The following is a 23,314-nucleotide window of genomic DNA, read 5'->3' on the forward strand; positions in this document are numbered from 1 at the left end:
TCCTGTCAGTCGAGTTTCTTGTTCACATCACCCAGTAATGCTTCGATCTCTTTGCGACGCCCGGCGTCGGCGCTTTCCCGGCCAGGACGGGGCGCGGCGTGCAGGGCTTTTTGCAGTGCATCCCGAGCTTCACCATAGCGCTTTTGACGGTAAAGGTGATCACCCCAGAAGTACAGGCTGTCGATGCCGGTCGGGTTCAGCTCCAAGGCCTGCTTCAACAGTTTTTCGGCCTTGTCGGCGTCGCCGAAACCGATAGGCCAGCCGGGCACCCGATCATACAGCGCCGCGAGGCTGGTGTAGGCCGAGCCTTGCAGGGCCTTGGGATCGATGGCCAGGGCTTTTTCCAGATCGACTTTGGCGGCCTTGGCCTTGCTCAGGGCACCGAGGCCACCCTGGGCGCCGGCCCAACTGCTGGTGACGATGCCGGACCAGATCCACGCTTCGGCCAGGGACTGGCGTTCCCGGGTGAACGCCGAGGCCTGGGCTGCGAGTTTTTCGAAGGCGGCGCTGCGCTGCTCGGCGGGCAATTCGTACTGGATGTGCGCCCAGCTTTGTTGAATGGCATTGAGGCGCTGCTGATCGGCGGCTTCCAGCGCCCAGACGCTTTGGCTCAGCACGGCGAACAACAAGCAAGTGAGAATTTTCTTCATGGTTTGAGGCTCTCCTTATCGGGCTTCTGACTCAGGCGACGGATCAGCGGCAATTGCTTGCGCAAGCCACGGTCCACCAGATGCGGCAACAGACTGTTCAGGCGCACGAAAAAGCGTTCCGGCCAGCCCAGGTACAAGTCGCGACGGTCACCGGCAATGGCGTGGATGACCGCCGAGGCAACGGTTTGCGGGTCGTCGACATTGGCTTTGAGCGCATCGTTCAGCGCTTGGGCCGCCGCACTGTTCATGCTGGTGCGGGTCGCTCGGGGGGCGACGTAGAGCACGTTGATCCGGGTATCGGCCAGTTCCCGGCGCAGGGCTTCGGAGAAACCGCGCAGGGCAAACTTGGTGGCGCAATAGCTGGCGTAACCGGGGTAGCCGATGGAGCCGTAGGTCGAACCGACGTTCACCACCATGGCACTCTCGGCCTGCTTGAGCAGCGGCAGCAATAACTTGGTCAGGCTGATCGGCGCGCCGACGTTCACCGCGAGCATGGCGTTGATCTCGCTGTCATCGAGTTGTTCGAGCATGGCGAAGTGATTGACGCCCGCGGCATTGATCAGCAGGTTGATGCCGCCGATGGCCTCGGCCGCCGCCAGCACTTTGCGCCGGTCGTCGGGCAGGGTCAGGTCCGCCCCGACCCAGCGCAACTGCTCCGGGTAGCGCTCGAGCAAGGGCTCCAGCGACTCTCGATGCCGGGCCACGGCCAATACGTGTGCACCACTGGCACACAGGGTGCCAGCGATGGCCAGGCCGATGCCGCCGCTGGCACCGGTCAATACCACGCGAGCCTCAGACGGGCGCATGCAGATTCTCCCCATCGCGCGGCAGGCCACGGAACATGTCGGTGTAGAGCGTGTACACGACCTTCGAGGCATGAATCACCGCAGCCTGGTCGGCCGGGTCTTCGAGCAGGTTCATCAAGCGGCGGTAGGTCTGCATGTGTTCGATATCCAGTGAGCCGTGGGAACTGAGGTAGCTGAAGGCGCTTTCCGGCAGCGCCAGGCGTTCACGGATGCTGCCGGCCGCGTGGGTGGCCAGGGCGATGCTGGTGCCTTCCAGCACGTTGACCATGCCGAACAGGCCCACCGGGTTGTCCCGGGCAATCAAGTCGTAAAGAAAGCTGACCATCAACTCGATCGGCAGCGATGGACGACCATCACGCACGGCGTCTTTGTCGCCGCCACAGGCTGCGATGTCGTCGAGCACCCACTGTTCGTGGCCGTATTCGTCCTCGATGTACTCGCACACCGCTTTGCGCAGCCATTCCAGACGCTGCGGCAGACGTGCGCCGCACGCCATCATCAACGGCACGGTATGGCGCACATGGTAGTAGGCCTGGGTGAGGAAGGCGCGGTAGCTGTCCAGGCTCACGTTGCCCTCAAGGGCATCGCGGATGATCGGCAGATTGAACAGCTCGTGGCGTTCTTGATAGGTGGCTTCTTGCAGCGTGTCGAAAAAACTCATGGTGCAGATACCTCGGGGAAAACGGATTCAGTGAGCAGCGCCCGGTAACGCTCGACAATGGCATCGCGGCGCGGTCGGCCATTGGCGGTCAGCAGGCCGTTGGCGGGGGTGAAGGGTTGATCGAGACGGGTCCAGTGATGAACCTGGGCGTAATCGGGCAAGGCCTCATTGGCCTGGGCCACGGCGGTGGCCAGCTCTTCATCGGTGCAGTCCGGTCGATGGGGCCAGAGCAGGGCGTGGTTGCTCGGCATCGCTTCGCCGTAGACGAACGCCTGGGCGATGTGGCGACGCTGGGTGAGTTCGGCCTCGACCCATTCCGGGTTGACGTTGCGGCCGAAACTGGTGATGAACTGATGTTTCTTGCGCCCGTTGAGGTAGAGAAAGCCTTCCGGGTCGAACTCGCCGAGATCGCCGGTCGGCCACCATTCATCGTGGTAGGGCGCTTGCCCCAGATAGCCGAGCAGGGTCGAGCCCTTGACCAGCACTTCGCCGTCGTCGGCCAGGCGAATTTCTACATGGGGCAGGGGCCGGCCGACGCTGCCGGGGCGGTGTGCTCCGGGGCGATTGAGGCACACCACCGACGCGCACTCCGACAACCCGTAACCCTCGTACACCGGCATGCCGATGCGTTGGGCACGGTGCAGCAGCTCTTCGGAAACCCGCGCACCGCCCACGGCGGCAAAACGCAACGATTGGGGGGTGAACGCCTTTTGCTCGGCGGCGCTGACCAGCATCAGCAGCAACTGTGGCACCAGGATCAAGCTCTCGGGCGCGCGGGAGGCCAGACACCCCAACAAGCGCGGCACATCGACACCGCTGGCCCCCTGAATGCCCAGGGTTTTCTGGCTCGGCACGCTCAGGGTCGCGCCGGCATACAGCGCGGCATAACAGCCGAGGTTTTCCAGCAGAATCGCCAGGGGCAGCAGTGCCAGGTGATGTCGCGGATGGGTGGGCTTGCTCGCCTGATCCAGTTCACGGGCCACTCGCAAAAGGCTTTCGGCGCTCAGGCATACACCTTTGGGGGTGCCGGTGGTGCCGGAAGTGAAGGTGAGTTTGGCGGTGCCTTCGGGGATGAGGTTCGGGCCGCTGAAGGAACGACGCCAGAATTCGCCTGTGTGTTCATAGCCGGCCCCTTGCAGTTCGGCGTCCAGTTCCGGCTCGGCAATCACCCGTTCGGCCTGGCTCTGTTGCAGGCAATGAATGCGTTGTGCCGGGCTGAAGAAGGGCGGCAACGTCAGGCAGGTCAGGCCTTCGAACAGGATGGCCAGGTCCCAGAGCATCGCCTCGGTACCGTTGTCCAGAGCCAGCGCGACCACTTTGACGTGCTCATCACGAAGACGCTGTTGGCGATCCGTGACCTCGGCGTACAGCGTGGCGTAGTCGAGTTTCAACTGATCGCCCCACAGAGCGACGGCGTTGCCTTTGTGTTCGGCGTGATGGCGCAGGGTTTGTTTGAAGCGCTCCATTTCAGGCGACATGGCTGGACTCCTCAGGGGAGGTTGGCAGCCCCAGGCGATTGAACAGGCCGATGTTGCGCAGATGAATGAAACCGGCACGGATGTTGCCGACATGCACCCATGGCTGGCTCTCGTAATAACTGCCCCAGTGGTGACGGTCGTCGCCCAACCGCTCGGGATCGGCGGCGCAGAGCGTCACCGGCTTCAAACCCAGGCGATGAAAACTGTTTACCAGCCCGATGTTGCCGGTGAACGCCACCCATTCCAGCCCGCCCATGGCCAACAGATAGGTGATGGCGACGATGCTCAGCCGCGCGCTGCCGGTATCGCTGGCTGCGAGGTTACCGACCTCGACAATCCCGGCCCGGTCCACCGGTTGGCCGGCAGCGGCGCTGATCAGCGGATCGATCGCCTCGTCCAGGTAACGCTCCAGAAACAAGGGCTCGGTACTGGCGAGTCGTAGGCCGGCCACCGCACACAGCGTGTCGGACTCATCGCTCAGGCCGAACAGTTGCGGCATGAAATGGCGGATATCGGCGCCATGGGCCTTGCGAAAACGCTGCTGGATAAAAGCTTCGAAGACGGGTCGCTGGGTATCGTCCGGCAAGGCCCTGGCCAGACTCATCTGCGAGGATTCGGCTTGACCGAAGTGCAGGGGCAGAGGGATGTTCCAGTCAAAATCGTGCATGGGCAAGAACGCCTCCCCGAGTCAGTTTGGGGGGAGTATCAAAGGCGATTCTTAACGAAGTCTGAAGGTTATCTTCAGATTGTCTTAAGACTGGACAGGCAGGGTGGCGCCGGTCGGTTCGACGAAACCGGATCCAGGCTGCACGAAATGAGTCGGCAGCCGCCACCGATCTTCAAGAGGCTCTGTATGACCCGAGATTCAGCAGTACACCGGTATGGAAAACTCTCGATCACCTTGCACTGGCTGATGTTGGCGCTGTTCGTCGGCGTTTATGGCTGCATCGAGATCAAAGGGCTACTGCCCCGTGGAAGTGATTTGAGGGGCCTTTTTCTGGGGCTTCACGGCTTATTCGGATTGAGCATTTTTGCGTTGGTCTGGGTCCGCCTGCTCGGGCGCCTCACCCCCCGGCCACCGATTACCCCGGCTCTGTCAACCTGGCAGACCGGCGTCTCGCACCTCATGCACCTGGCGCTGTATGTGCTGATGATCGCAACACCGCTATTGGCCTGGTTGATGCTGGCCGCCGGCGGCAAGCCAATGCCGTATTTCGATTTCTTCCTGCCGGCGCCCGTGGCGGTTGATCCCGTGCTGGCCAAGCAATTCAAGCATTGGCATGAGTGGCTCGGCAGTGCCGGTTACTGGCTGATCGGTTTGCACGCGGCGGCGGGGTTGGTCCATCACTACTGGGTTCGCGACAACACGCTCACGCGCATGCTGCCCGAGGGCTTTGGTGCGGGTGTCAACGAGCGTCAGCGATAAGTTTCCCTGGACGTTCGGGCTGCCTCGAACACTGCGTTATCGTTCATCGCGAGCTTGCTCGCGATGAAGTCATCACTGTCACCTCAAACCTTGCCCGCTTGCTCTTCCAGCTGATCCGATTCAAACAACTTCGCCAGTTCCGCCCGCGCTTCCTGCGCCGTCTGCATCACCTTGGCCGCATCGTCATACACCGCGTGCTGAGCCTCCAGCACCTGTTCGTCGTGATGGGTAAAGCGCTTGATCCGCGCATCCGCCTGGGCTTGGGTCAGCCCCAGTCCAACCAGGGTGCGCCGGGTCATTTCCAGGCTGGAGTAATAGGTTTCCCGCACCGCCTGCGCCCCGACATCCACCAACCGGTGCACATGCTGACGGTTACGGGCACGGGCGATGATTTTGATGTGCGGATACAGCTTGTGCACCACCTCGGCCGTCTTGATGTTGGTGTCCGGATCATCGGTGGCGATCACAAAGAACTCCGCTTGCTCGACCTTGGCCGCGCTGAGGATTTCCGGGCGCATCGGGTCGCCGTAGAACACCGGCACGCCGCCGAAGCTGCGGGACAGTTCGATGGTTTCCACCGAGGTGTCGAGGGCGATGAACTTGATGTTCTGCGCCCGCAGAATCCGCGCCACGATCTGACCCATACGGCCCATGCCCGCGATGACCACGCGGGGCGTGTCGGCGTCGATTTCGCGGAACTTCTGCGGCACCTCCACCGGTTGCACCTTGGGTTTGACCAGGCGTGCGCAGGCGAGCAGCAACAGCGGCGTCAGCGCCATCGACAGGGTGATGGTCAGCACCAGCAAGTCGTACAGGCGCGGCTCGAACAAGCCCTGGTCCCGGCCGATCTTGAACACCACGAAGGCAAACTCACCACCGGCCGCCAGCACGATCCCCAAACGAATCGCATTGACCTTGCCCAACCCCCCGGCCAGTCGACCGACCACAAACAGCAGCGGCAGCTTGATGGCGATCAGCAGCAGGGTCAGCCCCAGCACCACGACCGGCGCACTGAGCAGCAGACTCAAGTTGGCACCCATGCCGACGCTGATGAAAAATAGCCCCAGCAGCAGGCCCTTGAACGGTTCGATCTGCGCTTCCAGTTCGTGACGGTATTCGGAGTCCGCCAGCAGCAGGCCGGCGAGGAACGCGCCGAGTGCCATGGACACGCCCACCAGGTCCATCAGCCACGCCGTACCGATCACCACCAGCAATGCGGTGGCGGTGGACACCTCCGGCAGACCGGTCTTGGCCACCACGCGAAACACCGGGCGCAACAGATAGCGCCCGCCGATCACCACCACCGCGATGCTGCCCAGCACCCGCAAGCCATGGTTCAAATCTTCGGCCGCACTGCTGGTGTGATCACCGCCGGCCAGCAACGGCACCATCGCGATCAACGGGATCGCGGCGATGTCCTGGAACAGCAAAATCGCGAACGCCAACCGCCCATGGGGGCTGGTCAGTTCCTTGCGCTCGGCCAGGCTTTGCAAGCCAAACGCGGTGGACGACAACGCCAGGCCGAGGCCCAACACGATGGCACTGTTCAGGGACTGGCCGAACACGAACAACGCCAGCACACCAATCACCGAACCGGTCAACAGCACCTGTGCCAGGCCCACGCCGAACACCGATTTGCGCATCACCCACAAACGTCGCGGCGACAGCTCAAGGCCGATGATGAACAGCAACAACACCACCCCGAGTTCGGAGATGTGGCTGACGCTTTGTGGATTACCGATCAAACCCAGCACCGACGGCCCGATGATCACCCCGGCAAACAGATAGCCGAGCACCGCCCCCAATTGCAGGCGCTTGGCCAAGGGAACGGCGAGCACCGCCGCGAACAAAAAGACGACAGCGGCTTGTAACAGGTTGCCTTCATGGGGCATGTGAAACTCCAAAAACTCGATACGGCGGGGGCGATAAGGATAAAGGCTGGAGCCGGATGCGTCAGCCATGAACGAAAATGTTTGGGCCTCGCGATGGCAATTTTGCAGGCACCCAAGATGTCGTTACATTTAGCATCAATTAGTGACATTCATAGGATAAGCTGATCAAACTGTTCGTTCCCGAGTGCGCACCATGACCATCAACTTCGACCTTAACGATCTGCAAGCCTTTCGCGCCGTGGTGGAGCAGGGCAGCTTTCGCAAGGCTGCGGACACCGTACGCATCTCCCAACCAGCCCTCAGCCGGCGGATCGAAAAGCTCGAAGACGCTCTGGGCGTGAAATTGTTCGAACGCACGACTCGCCGGGTCAGCCTGACTCAGGCCGGGCGTGGTTTCATGCCCAGCGTCGAGCGCCTGCTGGATGACCTGGACGTGGCGCTACTGGGTATCAGCGAAGTCGCCTCGACCCGGCTCGGGCATGTCACCGTCGCCTGTGTGCCGTCGGCGGCGTACTACTTCATGCCGCGTGTGATCGCCCACTACCATCGGCAATTTCCGCGGATCAAGGTCAAGGTGCTCGACTCCAGTGCTCACGAGGTATTGAGTGCCGTGGTCAACGGTGAAGCGGACTTTGGCCTGAGCTTCATGGGCACCCTGGAAGCCGAAGTCGAATTCGAGCCGCTGGTGCAGGAAGGTTATGTGGTAGCGTGCAGACGAGATCACCCCCTTGCAGGACGCAGCAGCGTGACATGGGATGAGTTTTATCAGCAGGATTACATCTCGCTGGACAAGACTTCGGGCAATCGCTTTTTGCTGGATCAAGCGCTGGCTGGCGTGGTGCCGCAGCGGCCGAGCATCTGCGAAACCCGTCATGTGACGACCATGATCGGTCTGGTGGAGGCCGGGTTGGGCGTGGCTGCCGTGCCGTTGATGGCGATGCCGGCGGCGGACCACCCGATTCTGACGCGGGTACCGTTGACCGATCCGCAGGTGATGCGCAATGTCGGGTTGATCAAGCGCCGGGGTCGTACGTTAACCCCGGCGGCATTGGCGTTGGAGCGCCTGGTGGTGGAAATGAAAGTCCAGCAACCTTCGGTCAGTGGCTGACTGAGTCCAGCCCCGTCGCTTTTACGTCCGGCTGGGCTGCGCTGGAGGCCAGGTACTCAAGCAGCGCCTTGGCCTCGGCCGGGTGTTGCGCATTGACCGGAATACCGGCGGCGAAACGGGTGACCGATTGCACCGATTCCGGAATTTTCGCCACAAAACTCACCCCAGGCACCGGTAGCAATTCGCTGACCTGCTGGAAGCCCAGTTGATAATCGCCGGTGGCAACCACCGAGCCCACCGGGATTTTCGGGATCATCTTCGATTTGGGTTTGAGCTGGTTTTCGATGCCCAGACGCTTGAACAGTTGATCCTCGATATACACGCCGCTGGCACTGTCGGAGTAGGCGACTGACTTGGCGTCGAGCAGGGTTTTTTTCAGGCCTTCCACCGAGCTGATGTCCGGCTTCGGCGCACCTTCACGCACCACCATGCCGATCCGCGAATCCGCCAGTTCGACCCGTGAAGCGGGATCGACTTTGCCTTGCTTGATCAGGTCGTCGAGGGCATAGCCGACCATGATGACCACGTCTGCTTTCTCACCGCGGGCCAGACGATTGGGAATCGCTTCCGGGGCTTTTCCCATGGATGGACCGAGGGCGGTGTCCAGGGTGTTGCCGCTAGACTCGGCGAATTTCGGACCGAGGATTTTGTAGGCCGCCGTGAAACCACCGGAGGTCATTACACGGATTTCTTCGGCCTGGGCGATCGAACTCAGACCGAGACTGGCCACCAGGGCCAGGGCGGTAAAGTTGAAAAACCTTTTCATCAAATAGCTCTCGCAGTTAGAGGTTGGGTGGTTCACGACACGGCCGGTTGCAGGCGGCCAGAGGCACGGCGATAGAGAAACAGCGTCGCGCACAGGGCACAGAACGCGGCGAAACTCATCCAGTAACCGGGTGCGGCCTTATCGCCGGTGTACTGGATCAGGAAGGTCGATATGGCCGGTGTGAAACCGCCGAACACCGCCGTCGCCAGGCTATAAGCCAAGGAGAAACCTGCGACCCGAACCTCGACCGGCATGATTTCCGTCAGCGCGGCGATCATTGCGCCGTTGTACAAGCCATAAATGAACGACAACCACAGCAGCACCAACAGCATGTTGATGAAACTCGGTGCTTGCACCAGATAGGTCAGCGCTGGGTAGGCCGTGGCCAACGTCAGCAACGCCATGGCGATCAGTACCGGGCGACGACCGATGCGATCTGAAAGCGCGCCGCCAATCGGCAACCAGAAAAAATTCGAAACGCCCACCAGCAAGGTCACCAACAGCGCATCGGAGGTATTGAGGTGCAGCACGGTTTTGCCGAAGGTCGGCGCGTACACGGTGATCAGATAGAACGCGGTAGTGGTCAGGGCGACCATCATCATCCCGGCGAACACGATGACCCAGTTCTGTCCCAGGGTGCGGAACACGTCGCCCATGCTTGGCCGGTGTTTACGGGCGGTGAACTCTTCGGTTTCTTCCAGGTTACGGCGCAGGAAGAAGATGAAAGGCACGATCATGCAGCCGACGAAAAACGGAATCCGCCATCCCCAATCGGCAATCATCGTCGGCGCCATCCATTGGTTCAGACCATAGCCCAAAGCCGCCGCGACGATGATCGCCACTTGCTGGCTCGCGGATTGCCAACTGGTGAAGAAACCTTTGTTGCCGGGAGTGGCGATCTCCGCGAGGTACACTGATACACCGCCCAGTTCCGCACCGGCCGAGAAGCCTTGCAGCAATCGGCCGATCAGCACGATGGCCGGGGCGAACAGCCCGATGGTTTCGTATCCGGGCACCAGCACAATCAGAATCGTACCGCTGGCCATGATCGACAGGGTGACGATCAGCCCTTTGCGGCGCCCCACATCATCGATGTAAGCGCCCAGTATCACGGCGCCCAACGGACGCATCAGGAAGCCCGCGCCGAACACCGCGAACGTCATCATCAGGGACGCAAACTCGCTGCTGGCAGGGAAAAATACGGCAGCGATCTGCGTGGCATAGAAGCCGAAAAGGAAGAAATCGAATTGCTCGAGGAAGTTGCCCGAGGTCACTCGGAAAATCGCACTGGTCCGGGAGCGACCGGAATGGATTGATGCTGTCATTGACGTGTACTCCACCGCTTTTATGACGTGCACTGCCTGGACGCGGTGCACGGTTCTTATTGGGGTGGATAGTGGAGCAGGGACATCGATATGTTAATTGCATAGTTGGTATGTATTGATGCATGAAGCGGATCAATGCTGCCGACCCAGAGACGCGGCGTTTACCCAAGGCTATTCGCTGTGTACGCGTATCGGGCTGATGTTCCCCAACCGATACTGATTATTCCCGCTGCGCTTGGCCTCATACATCGCCAGGTCGGCAATGTGAATCAACCGGTCCATGCTCGGCGCATGGTCCGGGAACACCGCAACCCCAAGGCTGCTGCCGATGTGGCGCTGGTCGTTGCCAATGGTCACCGGCGGTGCGAGTTCGATGAAGATTTTCTGGCAGATGCTGCGGGCTTCGTCTTGCAGGCTGTTGCCTTGGGGAAGTCCTTGGAGGATGACCACGAACTCGTCGCCGCCGATCCGGGCAACGGTGTCGGTTGAACGCAGGATCTTCTTCAGGCGTGTCGCGGTGGTGATCAGCACGCGGTCGCCGGCCGCATGGCCATAGTGGTCGTTGATCGCCTTGAAACCATTGAGGTCGACAAATACCAGTGCCACCCGCGTGGCGCTGAGGCGGGCGTGTTCCAGGGCAGCGGACAGGCGCTCTTCGAGCACCAGGCGATTGGGCAGGCCGGTCAGCGGGTCGTAATGGGCCAGGTGTTGCAGGTAGCTGGCGGAGGCTTTTTCCTCGGTGATGTCGCGGACCACGCCCATCATCTTGATCGTTGCGTCATGCTCATTCTTGACCACATTGCCGGTCTCCCGCAGCCAGCGGATGCTGCCGTCCGGCCAGACCACGCGGTATTCCTCGTCGTGGTTTTCGCCGGTTTCCAGGCAACGCAATTCACCGGCGCGGACCTTGACCCGGTCGTCCGGGTGCACACAGGAACAGAACAGGGCGTAGGAGGGCGTCACCTCGCCGATCTTGAACCCGAACATCCCGTAGATTGCATCCGACCAATAGAGCTTGTCGGTATCAACCTCCCAGTCCCAGGTGCCGATGCGGGCGAAGTATTGGCTGCGTTTGAAGCGCTCGGCGTCGCCTTCCTGGTGGATACTTTGTCCCTCGGTGAGGCTATCGATCAGCGCACGGCACTCGGCCAACTGCTTTTGCAGCGAACGATCGCGCCAAATCAGCGCGACGATCAGGGCAAGGGTCAGCGAGCCGATGGTGACGTCGGTCCAGAGCTGACTCATTGAGAAATTGCGCTCATGGCGTATCGAACCGTGGGGGAGGTGGCGGGTATATTAAGGCTCTGTACGAAAAACTGCCTGCGTGTCGATCATGCTGCGTTAAAAACAGGCTCGGAATGCTCATTTACAACCCGTAAACTCCGCTTCATCGCCTGTTTTTGCCTTGCCTGATCGACACTCGGCGACTTTTCGTACAGACCCTGGCAAGCAGGAGGTGGGTCAGTTCACCACTGACGGTTGCGTCGCGACCGAGACGGTGAAGGTCACGACAACCAGCACGACGAGTACCCAGAACATCACCATGACTGTCAGCATGACGACCTTCAGGCTTTGATAAAGCCAGCGCAACCAATGGCCTTCGGGTTTTGCTTCTGAGCGGGTTCTGAGTACGCCTTTCAAATAGAAGCCGAGGAGGGCCAGCAGTGCGCCGTCAATCAACAGCGCAGGCAGGCCGGCTTCGGGGAAAATGCTTCCCCACCGATAGAATGACGACCGGCTCAGGAACACCACATAACAAATGAGGCTGCCGTAGGGGATGGCTCTCCACCATTTACCGGCCAGCGCTCCGACCATCAGGCACATAATCACCATGAACGGGTTGAAGAGAATATTGATCATCCACTCCAGTACGTTGGGGAAGTAGCCCGGGGAATGGATGCTGCGCCAGATGTGTTCAAACATTGTTCAGGCTCCTGCCTTCTATGGAGTAAGTGCTGCTTCGGTGCTTCCGTGCCGCTGCACGGTATCGGCGTATTGTCGGGTTACATAAGTCCTGTTGTGTAAATTAGGGTCTGTACGAAAAGTCGCCGAGTTGCGATCAGGCAGTTTTCGTACAGTGCCCAGTTCACGACCACTGCCGGATGCAGAGCGAAATGGTTGCCAATAGCCTGCATTTCTGGGAAAACGGCGCCCATCAAGCCCGCTCGGGCAAGCGCACAGATAGAGTGAATGTAATGAATGATGAGTTGCAGGTAATCGACCTTGAAGTGGGCGACGGCAAAGCCGCCGTCAAAGGCGCGCTGATCACTACCCAATATCGCGGGTGGTTGGAAGACGGCACCGAATTCGATTCTTCCTACAGCCGGGGCAAACCGTTTCAGTGCGTGATTGGCACCGGGCGGGTAATCAAGGGCTGGGACCAGGGAATCATGGGCATGCAGGTCGGCGGTAAGCGCAAGCTGCTGGTGCCGGCGCACCTGGCCTACGGCGAGCGCTCGATGGGGGCGATTACGCCGAATTCGAATCTGATTTTCGAGATTGAATTGCTGGAAGTGCTGACGCGGGATGATTGATGGGCGAGTGAATTGAAATGATTAACCCCGCTGTCTCTGAGAGGAGAGAGCGGGGTTTTTGCTATCTGTGGCGAGGGGGCTTGCCCCCTTGGGTTGCGCAGCGATTTTGCTGCAAGCCTGATCCGCTATTACCGCGATACAAGGCGAAGAGCGATGACACGGTCTGTCAGGCGTTCGGCAGATCAGTAAACAAAGGAATGCGCCCGTTCAGAGAGGCGCGGTAGTGCCAGGTCAACCGGCTCAAAGCAGGTTTCATCGCCAGGATCTCAACCAACGTCGCGCGGGCAATGCTCAAGGCCAGCACTTGCCCCGGGCATTGATGACGGCCGGCGCCGAAGGTGAAGCTGCGGCGGTTTGGGCGTTCGAGCAGGAATGTATCGGGATCGTCATTGAGCAGCGGATCACGATTGGCCGAGGCCAGCAGCACCAGAATGACGTCGCCGGGGTTCAGGTTCACGCCGTCGATTTCGCAGGGCGCTGCGACGAAGCGGCGGGTGTTCTGTACCGAAGGATCGAAGCGCTGCACTTCGGCGATCAGGTCGTTGACTTGAGTCGAATCGATCTGCGGGTTGCGACTCAATGCCAGTAGCGCATTGCCGATCAGCCCGGCGGTGGCTTCGTAGGTCTGGGAGAACAGGCCGATCAGGTTGGCGATCAAGGTTTCCGGGTCGGTCGAGGTGGCGAAGCGCTGCCGGATACCGGCGAGCACGGCGCTTCGATTGTTCGGATCAGCCAGAAGCTCGATGAAATATCCCTTCAGCTGTTCTGCCGCAACATGGGCAGCGTCCAGTTGGGCCTGGTCGCTGAGGGGTGACAGGCAGGCGACGAAGTCTGCGGTCAGCTCGCTGATGGCCCGGCCCTGAGCCGGAGAAAAGCCCAGCAACGTCGCCACTACACAGACCGGCCCGCGAAACATCGCCGCGTACAACCCATCGGCTCCAGGGGTAATCAACCGAGCGCTGACCAGTGAATTGACGTCATTCCCATCAATCAGCGTCAGCCCCGGCTCAATCGCTGCCCTCGGGCAACGCTGCCGCTCACCCTCGTTCATCCGCATTAGCTGACCGAACACTTTGCCCGCCATGCCCTGAGCAATTGCCTTGGGCACCGGCTCATGCGCCGGCCGCACATGGCAATCCGGATGCGCCAGCACGGCAGCAACCGCTCGGGCGCTGCTGGCCACCCACAGTTTCAGTCCCTGATGAAAAACCAATCCACCCTCGGCACGCAGTTGCGCGTAGTAGGGGTAAGGATCGGCGTGAGTCGCAGCGATGATCGGGTCCATGGGTCGCAGCCTTATCGATGGTTGAAAAGTGTTGCTACTATCACCAGTCCGAAAGGGCCTTGATTCGTCCGGGAGCGAAATATGAACGCAGAACAACATGACGTTGGCGTCTCTCAAGTGGCCGCAGCGATTGCAGAGCCTGCGCGGACGAAAATCCTCTGCTCGCTGATGGACGGCCATGCCCGCACCAGCACCGAGCTGGCGGCGGTTGCCGAAGTCAGCGCCTCGACCGCCAGCGCACACCTGGCCAAGCTCAAGGAACTGGCGCTGGTGCGTTTGCACGTTCAGGGCCGTCACCGCTATTACAGCCTCGCGGACAAGCGCGTGGCCCAGGCACTCGAAGCACTGATGGTGATCGGCCAGAACGCCGCGCCGACGTTCAACCCGCGCACCCCGGACCGTCTGCAATTCGCCCGTACCTGTTACGACCACATGGCCGGCACGTTGGCAGTGGTGCTGCATGACCGGATGATCGACGCGGGGTGGTTGCTGCAAACCGATGAGCAGGCTTATCGATTGAGCGACAGTGGTGAAGCGTTGTTCGAAGGATTGGGCATCGACGTCAAAGACCTCGGCACTTTGCGCCGCCGCTTTGCCTGCCCGTGCCTGGACTGGAGCATGCGTCGGCCGCACCTGGGCGGTGCCTTGGGCGCGGCGTTGCTGCAAACGGCGATCAAACGCCAATGGGTGACGCAGGATCTGGACAGTCGGGCGTTGGCGTTGACGGCGGTGGGGCGAAAGGAACTCGGTCACCGGTTCGCCGTTGAACTGCCGATTCAGGGAATGACAGCGCCACTCACGTCCACCGGGAACAGGCGCCGCGCGATCGCCAGTCCTGCGACTTAGCGACTGGCCGAGGCCATGAGCACGCCAAAACCGGCGAAGGTCACGCCCGAAACTTTTGCGGTCAGCCAGGAACCTTTCGGGCTCGACAACCAGCCTTTGGCGGCATTGGCGAGCAAGGCATAGCTGCCGTGCACCAGGATCACCAGTACGCCGTAGGAGGCGACCAGCTTGATGAACTGGCTGTAGAAGTGCGCCGAAGTGTCGATGAATTGCGGGAACACCGCCAAAAAGAAAAACACCGCCTTGGGGTTCAGAAGCTGCATCGAAGCCGCTTCAAGGAAGCGATAACCCGGGCTTGAAGGGCGTGTTTCAAGCAGCGTGCTGAAACGATCCGAGCGCCAGCTTTTGTAGCCCAGGTACAACAAATAGGCGGCTCCTGCGTATTTCAATGCGATAAAGGCGTTCGCCGAGGTGCTGAGTATCAGGCCAACACTGGTGGCGCTGATGGCAGCGACCACAAACGCCCCCGACGCGATCCCCAGAATGCCCGGCACGGCCCCCCTCCAACCGTGGCGCACCGCGTTGGACAGGGTCAGGACCACACCAGGTCCCGGGCTCAAAATGGTCAGGGTGGCGAAGAGTACAAAGAGTCCGTAACTGTTCATGGCTTGCTCTGTCAGGTGGCATTGGCTGCGTGCTGGCAGATTGGCGTGGCGAGGAGGGCGTGACAAACGCTTTAATTACAGCGCATAGGTGACTAAATTAGACGCATGAATCCACTACCGCCTCTTAATGCTGTTCGCGCCTTCGCCGTTGCTGCTCGTCATCAGAGCTTCAGCCTGGCGGCTGAAGAGCTGCATGTCAGCCACAGTGCCGTCAGCCGGCATATCAAATTGCTCGAGGAATACCTGGGGGTGCTGCTGTTTGAGCGACGTATCCGGCAATCTGTGCTGACGCCGGCCGGCCAGCGCTTTTATGAGCAGGTCAGCGCCGGGCTGTCGCAGATCGCCAATGCCGCCACTGCGCTCAAGCAGCATGCCTCGCTGCCTACCGTGAAGATCAATGTACGTCCGTCCTTCGCCATGCTTTGGCTGACGCCCAGGCTGGCGGATTTCGTTGCGCGGCACCCCGGCATCAAGCCGCAGGTGATCACCCAGACCCAGGCACCCGATCAGGCACGCGACGGGTTCGATATCGTCATTCGCCGTGGTCGTGACGATTGGGCACCGGCGATTGAGGCGCGAGCGCTGTTCGAAGACGAACTGTTGCTGGTCGCGGCCCCTGCGCTGATCGAGCGCCTGCCACTTGAAGACCTCACGTCCCTGAGTCGGCATACGTTACTGACCGCCAAGGCCCGTCGCGAAGACTGGCACAATTGGGCCATGCACTTTGGTCAAAGCCAGTCAGCCACTCAGGTCACCCGGCAGTTTGATCACATGCACCTGGTGCTTCAGGCCGCAGTGGATGGACAGGGCGTTGCCCTGTGCCCGACCTCTTTGTTGGGCAGCCATATCTCGAGCGGACGCCTGATCTGCCCGTTACCCGAGTTGCGCATGCCGTTGCCGCGTTATTACTACGGTGTTGCGCCGGACGTGACGGCTCACACGCGGATCTTTGTGGAGTGGTTATTTGCCCGGATCGCTCAGGATGAGCTGAGTTGGCAGACACCTCGTGCCGTGACCGCTACGCTCTGAAATCCCAGACGATCTCCACCACCCGCACCGCCAGCACCAGGTAAACCAGACCCAGGATGATCTGGAACGCCGTGTGATACGGCAACCTGGACAGCCGGCGCAAGCCGTCGCTGACACTGAGCAGCATCAACAGTGCTGATATTGCAATCAACCCCCAGCCGGCAAGGTTTGAGGCGAGCAATCCCATAAACAGTTGATGACCGCCTCGCAACGCGTTGGTGCCCGCCGCGAACAACAGGGCGCACACCAGCAGGTTCTTGATGTTGTCGAACACCTGCGTGGTGAAGTCGGTTTCCAGCAAGGCCAGATACTTTCGCCAGAATTTATCCATGGTTGTGGTGGCACCTGTTGATGGCGGTTGCACGTGGCAAGTCTAGTGGCGTTTTGCACGAAACGCGGGCGAAAAAAAGCCCGGCCTTCAATGTGATGGCCGGGCTTTTGTGTTCAAACGGACTGTGGCGTCAGATCAAACCTTGACGATCCAGCCCGCTGGCGCTTCGATGTCGCCGGTCTGTACACCGGTCAGCTCTTTGTAGAGCTTCTGGGTGACCGGACCGACTTCGGTTTCGCTGTGGAACACGTGCAGCTTGTCGTTGTAGCTGATGCCGCCGATCGGGGTGATCACCGCGGCAGTACCGCATGCACCGGCTTCCTTGAAGTCGGACAGCTTGTCGATGAACACGTCACCTTCAACCACTTCCAGGCCCAGACGGGTCTTGGCCAGTTCGATCAACGACAGACGGGTGATGCCCGGCAACACCGAAGGGGAGTTCGGGGTGACGAACTTGTTGTCGTGGGTGATCCCGAAGAAGTTGGCCGAGCCGACTTCTTCGATTTTGGTGTGGGTCATCGGGTCCAGGTAGATGGCGTCGGCGAAGTGCGCCTTCTTGGCCTGGGAGCCTGGCATCAGGCTGGCGGCGTAGTTGCCACCGACCTTGGCCGCGCCGGTGCCTTGTGGAGCGGCACGGTCGTAGCTGGAGATCTGGAAGTTGTGTGGGGTCAGGCCGCCCTTGAAGTAGGCGCCGACCGGGATGCAGAAGATCGAGAAGATGAACTCGGGTGCGGTACGCACGCCGATGTTGTCACCCACGCCGATCACGAACGGACGCAGGTACAGCGCGCCGCCGGTGCCGTAAGGCGGAATGAAACGCTCGTTGGCGCGGACCACGTCCTTGCACGCTTCGATGAACTGTTCGGTGGACACTTGCGGCATCAGCAGGCGCGCGCAGCTGCGTTGCATGCGGGCGGCGTTCTGGTCCGGGCGGAACAGGTTGATCGAACCGTCCTTGCAACGGTAGGCCTTCAGGCCTTCGAAGCACTGCTGGCCATAGTGAAGGGCAGTCGAGCCTTCGCTGATGTGCAGCACGTTGTCTTCGGTCAGGGTGCCTTTGTCCCACTCGCCATTACGCCAGTGCGACAGATAGCGCTTGTCTGTCTTGATGTAGTCAAAACCCAGCTTGTCCCAATTGATGCTTTCGTTACCCATGACACCCTCTATCACTTAACAACCGTCGAAACGGTTCAAGGCTTCTGACATTTTTCTGGATGGGGACAACAATACTTCATTCCGGGCCTAAATCGCAGCCCGGACTATCGGGTGATTGGCAGATTTCTTAGCCAGCTCATGAAACTTGTCGCCGATCTTTCATCATTCGAAACCCTGTGGCGAGGGAGCTTGCTCCCGTTCCGGTGCGCAGCACTGGTAAAACCGGACACTGCGGTGCATCAGGCAGATCGCAGTGACGCGGTTGGGGCCGCTTCGCAGCCCAGCGGGAGCAAGCTCCCTCGCCACAGTTGAGCGGTTACAGATGCAGCGCGTGCCCCAACGCACGCAGCGCCGCTTCCTGCACCGCCTCGCCGAGCGTCGGATGCGCGTGGATGGTGCCGGCGATGTCTTCCAGTCGGGCGCCCATTTCCAGGCTCTGACCGAACGCGGTCGACAACTCCGAAACACCCACACCCACCGCCTGCCAGCCAATAATCAGATGATTGTCACGCCGCGCCACGACCCGAACGAAGCCACTTTTGGACTCCAGTGTCATCGCCCGGCCATTGGCGGCGAACGGGAAGCTGGACACGATGCAGTCCAGCCCCGCAGCCTTGGCCTCGTCCGGGGTCTTGCCGACCACCACCAGTTCCGGGTCGGTGAAACACACGGCGGCAATGGCGGTCGGGTTGAATTCGCGGTGTTTGCCGCTGATCAGTTCGGCAACCATCTCGCCCTGGGCCATGGCCCGGTGGGCGAGCATCGGTTCGCCGCTGAGGTCGCCGATGGCGTAGACGTTGCGCATGCTGGTCTGGCAACGGTTGTCGATCTTGATCGCCGAACCGTTCATGTCCAGGTTCAAGGTTTCGAGGTTCCAGCCCTGGGTGTTGGGTTTGCGACCGACGGCCACCAGCACCTGATCGGTTGCAAGATTCAGGATGTCGCCGTTCGGGTCGCGAACTTGCAGTGAATTTCTTTGAGAATCAAAGCCTTCAACGCTGTGCTTCAAGTAAAGCTTCACGTCGAGTTGTTTGAGTGCTTCGTGCACCGGATGGGTCAGTTCGGCATCGTAAGCCGGCAGAATACGATCCTGCGCCTCGACTACGCTGACCTCGGCGCCGAGCTTGCGATAAGCAATCCCCAGCTCCAGACCGATGTAACCGCCACCGACCACAACCAACCGTTTCGGCACGCTTTTCGGCGCCAGGGCTTCAGTGGAGGAGATGATCGGCCCGCCAATCGGCAGCATCGGCAGGTTGACGCTTGTCGAACCGGTGGCCAGCACCAGGTGCTCGCACTGAATCCGCGTGTCGCCGACCTCAACGGTTTTGCCGTCGATCACTTTCGCCCAGCCGTGGATGACCTGGACCTTGTGCTTCTTTAATAGCGCGGAGACGCCAGTGGTCAGGCGATCAACGATGCCGTCCTTCCACTCGACGCTTTTGCCGATGTCCAGGGTCGGCGCCGATACGCTGATACCCAGCGCCGAGTATTGGCTGTGGTGCTGTGTCTGATGGAACTGTTCGGCGACGTGGATCAACGCCTTGGACGGAATGCAGCCGATGTTCAGGCAGGTGCCGCCCAACGATTGGCCTTCCACCAGAATGGTCGAAATACCCAATTGACCGGCACGGATCGCCGTCACATAGCCGCCAGGGCCGCCGCCGATGATCAGCAGCGTAGTATTTAGAGTCTGTTGCATTCCTTACTCCACAAACAGCGTTGCGGGTTGTTCGAGCAAGCCACGAACGGCCTGGATGAATTGCGCCGCGTCCATGCCATCGACCACGCGGTGATCGAAGGAGCTGGAGAGGTTCATCATCTTGCGGATCACGATCTGGCCTTTGATCACCATTGGTCGCTCGACGATTTTGTTCACGCCGACGATCGCCACTTCCGGCAGGTTCAGCACCGGCGTGCTGACGATGCCGCCCAGGGCGCCGAGGCTGGTCAGCGTGATGGTCGAGCCGGACAGCTCATCGCGGCTGGCCTTGCCAGTGCGTGCGGCAGTTGCCAGGCGGGAGATTTCCGCGGCGTTGTCCCACAGGCTGCGGGCTTCGGCGTGACGCACCACCGGCACCATCAAACCGATGTCGGCTTGCGTGGCGACGCCCACATGCACCGCGCCGAGGCGGGTGATGACCTGGGCCTCGTCGTCGTAACGGGCGTTGATCTGCGGGAAGTCGCGCAGGGCCACGACCAGGGCGCGCACCAGGAACGGCAGCAAGGTCAGCTTGCCACGGGTCGCGCCGTGTTTTTCGTTCAGGTGCGCACGCAGCTCTTCGACGGCGGTTACGTCGATTTCTTCGACGTAACTGAAGTGGGCGGCACGCTGGGTGGCGTCCTGCATACGCTGGGCGATCTTGCGGCGCATGCCGATCACCGGGATTTGCTGTTCGTCGTCGCGCTGGGCGTAAGCGGCGGTGGCCGTCGATGCGTTCGACTGACCCTGAGCCAGATAAGCTTCGAGGTCTTCGTGCAGAATCCGCCCGGCAGGGCCGCTGCCACGCACCAGGCGCAGTTGAATGCCAAGGTCCAACGCATGCTTGCGCACGGCCGGGGAGGCCAGCGGACGTTCGTCGGCTTCGCGGGCGACCATCGGTCCTTGGCAAGCGGCAGCCGGACGCGGGGCCGCTGCAGCCGGTGCGCTTTCTACGACGGCTTCAACTTTCGGCGCCGCCACAGGTGCTTCTTTAACAACAGCCGCTGGCGCAGTCGATTCCTTAACGTTACCCGCGCCTTCGACTTCAATGCTGATCAGCACGCTGCCGACCGCCATGACTTCGCCCGGCTGTCCGCCCAGTGCAATCACCTTGCCGTTCACCGGCGAGGGGATGTCGACCATCGCCTTGTCGGTCATGACATCGGCCAGCACCTGATCTTCGACGACCATGTCGCCGACCTTGACGTGCCACTGAGACAATTCAACTTCTGCAATGCCTTCGCCAATGTCCGGCATTTTAATAACGTGCGTGCCCATTCAGACCTCCATAACCCGATGCAAAGCCGCGCCCACACGGGACGGACCAGGGAAATACGCCCACTCTTGCGCGTGCGGGTAGGGGGTGTCCCAACCGGTCACGCGCTCGATTGGCGCTTCCAGGTAGTGGAAGCAATGCTCTTGCACCAGCGCGACCAGCTCGGCGCCGAATCCGCAGGTACGGGTCGCTTCGTGAACAACTACGCAGCGTCCGGTTTTCTTCACCGACTTGACGATGGTTTCCAGGTCCAGCGGCCACAGGCTGCGCAGGTCGATGACTTCGGCGTCGATGCCGGTTTCTTCAGCGGCGACTTGCGAGACGTAGACGGTGGTGCCGTAAGTGAGCACGGTCACGTCCTTGCCCGGGCGGGTGATGGCGGCAACATCCAGCGGTACGGTGTAGTAGCCGTCCGGCACTTGCGCGGCGGGGTGTTTCGACCACGGGGTTACCGGGCGGTCGTGGTGGCCGTCGAACGGGCCGTTGTACAGGCGTTTTGGCTCAAGGAAGATCACCGGGTCATCGTTTTCGATGGAGGCGATCAGCAGGCCTTTGGCGTCGTAAGGGTTGGATGGCATGACGGTGCGCAAGCCGCAGACCTGGGTGAACATCGCCTCGATGCTCTGGCTGTGAGTCTGGCCGCCATAGATGCCGCCGCCGCAGGGCATGCGCAGGGTCATCGGCGCGGTGAACTCGCCGGCCGAGCGATAACGCAAGCGCGCCGCTTCGGAAATGATCTGGTCCGACGCCGGGTACACGTAATCGGCGAACTGGATCTCGGCCACTGGCCGCAAACCGTAAGCACCCATGCCCACGGCGACGCCGACGATGCCGCTTTCGGAGATCGGTGCATCGAATACGCGGGAGGTGCCGTACTTGTTCTGCAGCCCTTCGGTGCAACGGAATACGCCGCCGAAGTAGCCCACGTCCTGGCCGAACACCACGACGTTGTCGTCACGCTCAAGCATCACATCCATGGCCGAGCGCAGGGCCTGGATCATGGTCATGGTGGTCGTGGTCATGGCGGTTTCCAACTGAATATTATTGTTGTGATCGTTCATGTCAGATCCCCAACTCCTGACGCTGGCGCTTCAAGTGCTCCGGCATCTCTTTGTAGACGTCTTCGAACATGGTCGCGGCGCTCGGAATCTGACCGCCGGCGAGGGTGCCGTACTGCTCGGCTTCTTTCTGCGCGGCGATCACTTCGGCTTCCAGTTCGGCGCTGACAGCGGCGTGTTCCTCCTCGGACCACTGACCGATTTTGATCAGGTGCTGCTTGAGGCGAGCAATCGGGTCACCCAACGGGAAGTGACTCCAGTCGTCGGCCGGACGGTATTTGGAAGGATCATCGGAGGTCGAGTGCGGGCCGGCACGGTAGGTGACCCATTCGATCATGGTCGGGCCGAGGTTGCGCCGCGCGCGTTCGGCAGCCCAGGCGGATGCAGCGTAGACCGCGTAGAAATCGTTGCCATCGACCCGCAGGGAGGCGATGCCGCAACCGACGCCGCGTCCGGCAAAGGTGGTGGCTTCACCGCCGGCAATCGCCTGGAACGTCGAGATCGCCCACTGGTTGTTGACCACATTGAGGATCACTGGCGCACGGTACACGTGGGCGAAGGTGAGGGCGGTGTGGAAGTCCGATTCAGCGGTGGCACCGTCGCCGATCCACGCCGAGGCGATTTTGGTGTCGCCCTTGATCGCCGAGGCCATGCCCCAGCCCACCGCCTGGACGAATTGGGTGGCGAGGTTGCCGGAGATGGTGAAGAAACCGGCTTCCTTGACCGAGTACATGATTGGCAACTGACGGCCCTTGAGCGGATCGCGCTCGTTGGACAGCAGTTGGCAGATCAGGTCCACCAGCGGCACTTCGCGGGCCATCAGGATGCTTTGCTGACGGTAGGTGGGGAAGCACATGTCGTCGATGTTCAGGGCCAGGGCCTGGGCGCTGCCGATGGCTTCTTCGCCGAGGCTCTGCATGTAGAACGACATTTTTTTCTGGCGCTGGGCGACCACCATGCGGTTGTCGTAGATCCGCGTCTTGAGCATGGCGCGCATGCCTTTACGCAGGATCTCGACGGGTACGCCTTCAGCCCATGGGCCGAGGGCATTGCCCTGGTCGTCGAGCACGCGAATCAGGCCTTTGGCCAGATCAGCGGTATCGGCCGGTTCTACGTCGATTGGGGGTTTGCGCACCGTGCCGGCATCGGTCAGATGCAGGTAGGAGAAGTCGGTTTTGCAGCCGGGACGGCCCGAAGGTTCGGGAACGTGCAGGCGCAGCGGTTCGTACGCTTGGTTCATGGCTTCTACGCTCGATCTTGTGAATTTCTTGTAGTGAGCTGGCAGTCATTCTTCGGTAAAAGAATTCTTGTCCTACAACAATCATAGGCCGGGCCAAGAAGAATATTTCTCTGTGTTTCGTTGCGCTGGAGGTCATTTGAG

At 60.9% G+C, this 23,314-nt stretch carries 23 protein-coding genes; 5 read left to right on the forward strand and 18 right to left on the reverse strand.

What is annotated here, in order from left to right:
- Window positions 1-5: 5 nt before the first annotated feature.
- From ACEN8R_RS07685 to ACEN8R_RS07705, 5 genes are read right to left on the reverse strand one after another with little or no spacing between them, the layout of a single operon-like run.
- Window positions 6-650: a tetratricopeptide repeat protein gene (locus tag ACEN8R_RS07685; protein ID WP_495624720.1), complete on the reverse strand. Its 645-nt coding sequence runs from the start codon at window positions 648-650 to the stop codon at window positions 6-8.
- On the reverse strand, window positions 647-1,456 hold the full coding sequence (locus ACEN8R_RS07690; RefSeq protein WP_477742942.1) for an SDR family oxidoreductase: 810 nt from the start codon (window positions 1,454-1,456) through the stop codon (window positions 647-649). Before ACEN8R_RS07690 ends, ACEN8R_RS07685 begins: the two co-directional genes overlap by 4 nt.
- Window positions 1,443-2,117 (reverse strand): iron-containing redox enzyme family protein, encoded by a 675-nt coding sequence (locus ACEN8R_RS07695; RefSeq protein WP_349747417.1) that lies wholly within the window; start codon window positions 2,115-2,117, stop codon window positions 1,443-1,445. The genes ACEN8R_RS07690 and ACEN8R_RS07695 overlap by 14 nt, the downstream gene beginning before the upstream one ends.
- Window positions 2,114-3,595: an AMP-binding protein gene (locus ACEN8R_RS07700; protein ID WP_495624721.1), complete on the reverse strand. Its 1,482-nt coding sequence runs from the start codon at window positions 3,593-3,595 to the stop codon at window positions 2,114-2,116. Before ACEN8R_RS07700 ends, ACEN8R_RS07695 begins: the two co-directional genes overlap by 4 nt.
- Window positions 3,585-4,262, reverse strand: a complete 678-nt coding sequence (locus tag ACEN8R_RS07705) for a thermostable hemolysin (protein WP_495624722.1) — start codon at window positions 4,260-4,262, stop codon at window positions 3,585-3,587. The genes ACEN8R_RS07700 and ACEN8R_RS07705 overlap by 11 nt, the downstream gene beginning before the upstream one ends.
- 186 nt (window positions 4,263-4,448) lie before the next feature.
- Between ACEN8R_RS07705 and ACEN8R_RS07710 the strand changes: the two genes are divergently transcribed.
- Window positions 4,449-5,021 (forward strand): cytochrome b, encoded by a 573-nt coding sequence (locus tag ACEN8R_RS07710; RefSeq protein WP_495624723.1) that lies wholly within the window; start codon window positions 4,449-4,451, stop codon window positions 5,019-5,021.
- Window positions 5,022-5,104: 83 nt separating this feature from the next.
- On the opposite strand, the gene ACEN8R_RS07715 is transcribed toward ACEN8R_RS07710, so the two are convergent.
- Window positions 5,105-6,913: a monovalent cation:proton antiporter-2 (CPA2) family protein gene (locus tag ACEN8R_RS07715; RefSeq protein ID WP_018929739.1), complete on the reverse strand. Its 1,809-nt coding sequence runs from the start codon at window positions 6,911-6,913 to the stop codon at window positions 5,105-5,107.
- 193 nt (window positions 6,914-7,106) lie between these two features.
- Between ACEN8R_RS07715 and ACEN8R_RS07720 the strand changes: the two genes are divergently transcribed.
- On the forward strand, window positions 7,107-8,021 hold the full coding sequence (locus ACEN8R_RS07720; protein WP_018929738.1) for a LysR family transcriptional regulator: 915 nt from the start codon (window positions 7,107-7,109) through the stop codon (window positions 8,019-8,021).
- On the opposite strand, the gene ACEN8R_RS07725 is transcribed toward ACEN8R_RS07720, so the two are convergent.
- The 4 genes from ACEN8R_RS07725 to ACEN8R_RS07740 form a co-directional block, all read right to left on the reverse strand.
- Window positions 8,011-8,787 (reverse strand): substrate-binding domain-containing protein, encoded by a 777-nt coding sequence (locus ACEN8R_RS07725; RefSeq protein WP_018929737.1) that lies wholly within the window; start codon window positions 8,785-8,787, stop codon window positions 8,011-8,013. The genes ACEN8R_RS07720 and ACEN8R_RS07725 overlap by 11 nt on opposite strands.
- A gap of 32 nt (window positions 8,788-8,819) precedes the next feature.
- Window positions 8,820-10,112 carry an MFS transporter gene (locus tag ACEN8R_RS07730; RefSeq protein ID WP_018929736.1) on the reverse strand — a complete coding sequence of 431 codons (1,293 nt, stop codon included), beginning with the start codon at window positions 10,110-10,112 and terminating at the stop codon, window positions 8,820-8,822.
- 171 nt (window positions 10,113-10,283) lie between these two features.
- Window positions 10,284-11,357, reverse strand: coding sequence for a sensor domain-containing diguanylate cyclase (locus tag ACEN8R_RS07735; RefSeq protein WP_018929735.1), 1,074 nt, complete (start codon window positions 11,355-11,357; stop codon window positions 10,284-10,286).
- Window positions 11,358-11,573: 216 nt separating this feature from the next.
- Window positions 11,574-12,035 carry a hypothetical protein gene (locus ACEN8R_RS07740; protein ID WP_018929734.1) on the reverse strand — a complete coding sequence of 154 codons (462 nt, stop codon included), beginning with the start codon at window positions 12,033-12,035 and terminating at the stop codon, window positions 11,574-11,576.
- A gap of 272 nt (window positions 12,036-12,307) precedes the next feature.
- On the opposite strand from ACEN8R_RS07740, the gene ACEN8R_RS07745 reads away from it, so the two are divergent.
- Complete coding sequence (locus tag ACEN8R_RS07745; RefSeq protein ID WP_018929733.1) at window positions 12,308-12,646, forward strand: FKBP-type peptidyl-prolyl cis-trans isomerase; 339 nt, start codon at window positions 12,308-12,310, stop codon at window positions 12,644-12,646.
- A gap of 166 nt (window positions 12,647-12,812) precedes the next feature.
- On the opposite strand, the gene ACEN8R_RS07750 is transcribed toward ACEN8R_RS07745, so the two are convergent.
- Entirely contained in the window at window positions 12,813-13,931 is a 1,119-nt protein-coding gene (locus ACEN8R_RS07750) for a cytochrome P450 (RefSeq protein ID WP_495624724.1), read from the reverse strand.
- An 81-nt stretch (window positions 13,932-14,012) separates the two neighbouring features.
- Here ACEN8R_RS07750 and ACEN8R_RS07755 point away from each other — a divergent pair, with 81 nt between their 5' ends.
- Window positions 14,013-14,777 carry an ArsR/SmtB family transcription factor gene (locus ACEN8R_RS07755; RefSeq protein WP_495624725.1) on the forward strand — a complete coding sequence of 255 codons (765 nt, stop codon included), beginning with the start codon at window positions 14,013-14,015 and terminating at the stop codon, window positions 14,775-14,777.
- Here ACEN8R_RS07755 and ACEN8R_RS07760 read toward each other — a convergent pair.
- The gene (locus ACEN8R_RS07760) at window positions 14,774-15,382 is read right to left on the reverse strand and encodes a LysE family translocator (RefSeq protein ID WP_111453481.1); all 609 of its coding nucleotides are present in this window, start codon (window positions 15,380-15,382) and stop codon (window positions 14,774-14,776) included. The two genes, ACEN8R_RS07755 and ACEN8R_RS07760, sit on opposite strands and share 4 nt — an antisense overlap.
- A gap of 105 nt (window positions 15,383-15,487) precedes the next feature.
- Here ACEN8R_RS07760 and ACEN8R_RS07765 point away from each other — a divergent pair, with 105 nt between their 5' ends.
- A complete protein-coding gene (locus ACEN8R_RS07765) occupies window positions 15,488-16,411 on the forward strand; it encodes a LysR substrate-binding domain-containing protein (protein WP_018929729.1) in 924 nt (307 codons plus the stop codon).
- Here ACEN8R_RS07765 and ACEN8R_RS07770 read toward each other — a convergent pair.
- The 6 genes from ACEN8R_RS07770 to ACEN8R_RS07795 form a co-directional block, all read right to left on the reverse strand.
- On the reverse strand, window positions 16,401-16,742 hold the full coding sequence (locus tag ACEN8R_RS07770; RefSeq protein WP_018929728.1) for a hypothetical protein: 342 nt from the start codon (window positions 16,740-16,742) through the stop codon (window positions 16,401-16,403). The genes ACEN8R_RS07765 and ACEN8R_RS07770 overlap by 11 nt on opposite strands.
- 135 nt (window positions 16,743-16,877) lie before the next feature.
- The gene (locus ACEN8R_RS07775; protein WP_018929727.1) at window positions 16,878-17,897 is read right to left on the reverse strand and encodes a branched-chain amino acid aminotransferase; all 1,020 of its coding nucleotides are present in this window, start codon (window positions 17,895-17,897) and stop codon (window positions 16,878-16,880) included.
- A gap of 316 nt (window positions 17,898-18,213) precedes the next feature.
- Entirely contained in the window at window positions 18,214-19,599 is a 1,386-nt protein-coding gene (gene lpdA / locus ACEN8R_RS07780; RefSeq protein WP_477742948.1) for a dihydrolipoyl dehydrogenase, read from the reverse strand.
- A gap of 3 nt (window positions 19,600-19,602) precedes the next feature.
- The gene (locus tag ACEN8R_RS07785) at window positions 19,603-20,877 is read right to left on the reverse strand and encodes a dihydrolipoamide acetyltransferase family protein (protein WP_495624726.1); all 1,275 of its coding nucleotides are present in this window, start codon (window positions 20,875-20,877) and stop codon (window positions 19,603-19,605) included.
- Entirely contained in the window at window positions 20,878-21,936 is a 1,059-nt protein-coding gene (locus ACEN8R_RS07790; protein ID WP_495624727.1) for an alpha-ketoacid dehydrogenase subunit beta, read from the reverse strand.
- A 1-nt stretch (window position 21,937) separates the two neighbouring features.
- On the reverse strand, window positions 21,938-23,173 hold the full coding sequence (locus ACEN8R_RS07795) for a 3-methyl-2-oxobutanoate dehydrogenase (2-methylpropanoyl-transferring) subunit alpha (RefSeq protein WP_018929723.1): 1,236 nt from the start codon (window positions 23,171-23,173) through the stop codon (window positions 21,938-21,940).
- Window positions 23,174-23,314 lie beyond the last annotated feature (141 nt).

It is taken from the genome of Pseudomonas sp. Pseusp15 (assembly GCF_059492165.1).

What these genes read in the sequence shown, in the direction of transcription:
- ACEN8R_RS07690 (WP_477742942.1), bottom strand. Translation starts at nt 1,456, where the DNA reads ATGCGCCCGTCTGAGGCTCGCGTGGTATTGACCGGTGCCAGCGGCGGC.
- lpdA (WP_477742948.1), bottom strand. Translation starts at nt 19,599, where the DNA reads ATGCAACAGACTCTAAATACTACGCTGCTGATCATCGGCGGCGGCCCT.
- ACEN8R_RS07770 (WP_018929728.1), bottom strand. Translation starts at nt 16,742, where the DNA reads ATGGATAAATTCTGGCGAAAGTATCTGGCCTTGCTGGAAACCGACTTC.
- ACEN8R_RS07685 (WP_495624720.1), bottom strand. Translation starts at nt 650, where the DNA reads ATGAAGAAAATTCTCACTTGCTTGTTGTTCGCCGTGCTGAGCCAAAGC.
- ACEN8R_RS07765 (WP_018929729.1), top strand. Translation starts at nt 15,488, where the DNA reads ATGAATCCACTACCGCCTCTTAATGCTGTTCGCGCCTTCGCCGTTGCT.
- ACEN8R_RS07715 (WP_018929739.1), bottom strand. Translation starts at nt 6,913, where the DNA reads ATGCCCCATGAAGGCAACCTGTTACAAGCCGCTGTCGTCTTTTTGTTC.
- ACEN8R_RS07785 (WP_495624726.1), bottom strand. Translation starts at nt 20,877, where the DNA reads ATGGGCACGCACGTTATTAAAATGCCGGACATTGGCGAAGGCATTGCA.
- ACEN8R_RS07795 (WP_018929723.1), bottom strand. Translation starts at nt 23,173, where the DNA reads ATGAACCAAGCGTACGAACCGCTGCGCCTGCACGTTCCCGAACCTTCG.
- ACEN8R_RS07710 (WP_495624723.1), top strand. Translation starts at nt 4,449, where the DNA reads ATGACCCGAGATTCAGCAGTACACCGGTATGGAAAACTCTCGATCACC.
- ACEN8R_RS07775 (WP_018929727.1), bottom strand. Translation starts at nt 17,897, where the DNA reads ATGGGTAACGAAAGCATCAATTGGGACAAGCTGGGTTTTGACTACATC.
- ACEN8R_RS07695 (WP_349747417.1), bottom strand. Translation starts at nt 2,117, where the DNA reads ATGAGTTTTTTCGACACGCTGCAAGAAGCCACCTATCAAGAACGCCAC.
- ACEN8R_RS07740 (WP_018929734.1), bottom strand. Translation starts at nt 12,035, where the DNA reads ATGTTTGAACACATCTGGCGCAGCATCCATTCCCCGGGCTACTTCCCC.
- ACEN8R_RS07735 (WP_018929735.1), bottom strand. Translation starts at nt 11,357, where the DNA reads ATGAGTCAGCTCTGGACCGACGTCACCATCGGCTCGCTGACCCTTGCC.
- ACEN8R_RS07790 (WP_495624727.1), bottom strand. Translation starts at nt 21,936, where the DNA reads ATGAACGATCACAACAATAATATTCAGTTGGAAACCGCCATGACCACG.
- ACEN8R_RS07700 (WP_495624721.1), bottom strand. Translation starts at nt 3,595, where the DNA reads ATGTCGCCTGAAATGGAGCGCTTCAAACAAACCCTGCGCCATCACGCC.
- ACEN8R_RS07760 (WP_111453481.1), bottom strand. Translation starts at nt 15,382, where the DNA reads ATGAACAGTTACGGACTCTTTGTACTCTTCGCCACCCTGACCATTTTG.
- ACEN8R_RS07755 (WP_495624725.1), top strand. Translation starts at nt 14,013, where the DNA reads ATGAACGCAGAACAACATGACGTTGGCGTCTCTCAAGTGGCCGCAGCG.
- ACEN8R_RS07745 (WP_018929733.1), top strand. Translation starts at nt 12,308, where the DNA reads ATGAATGATGAGTTGCAGGTAATCGACCTTGAAGTGGGCGACGGCAAA.
- ACEN8R_RS07750 (WP_495624724.1), bottom strand. Translation starts at nt 13,931, where the DNA reads ATGGACCCGATCATCGCTGCGACTCACGCCGATCCTTACCCCTACTAC.
- ACEN8R_RS07725 (WP_018929737.1), bottom strand. Translation starts at nt 8,787, where the DNA reads ATGAAAAGGTTTTTCAACTTTACCGCCCTGGCCCTGGTGGCCAGTCTC.
- ACEN8R_RS07730 (WP_018929736.1), bottom strand. Translation starts at nt 10,112, where the DNA reads ATGACAGCATCAATCCATTCCGGTCGCTCCCGGACCAGTGCGATTTTC.
- ACEN8R_RS07705 (WP_495624722.1), bottom strand. Translation starts at nt 4,262, where the DNA reads ATGCACGATTTTGACTGGAACATCCCTCTGCCCCTGCACTTCGGTCAA.
- ACEN8R_RS07720 (WP_018929738.1), top strand. Translation starts at nt 7,107, where the DNA reads ATGACCATCAACTTCGACCTTAACGATCTGCAAGCCTTTCGCGCCGTG.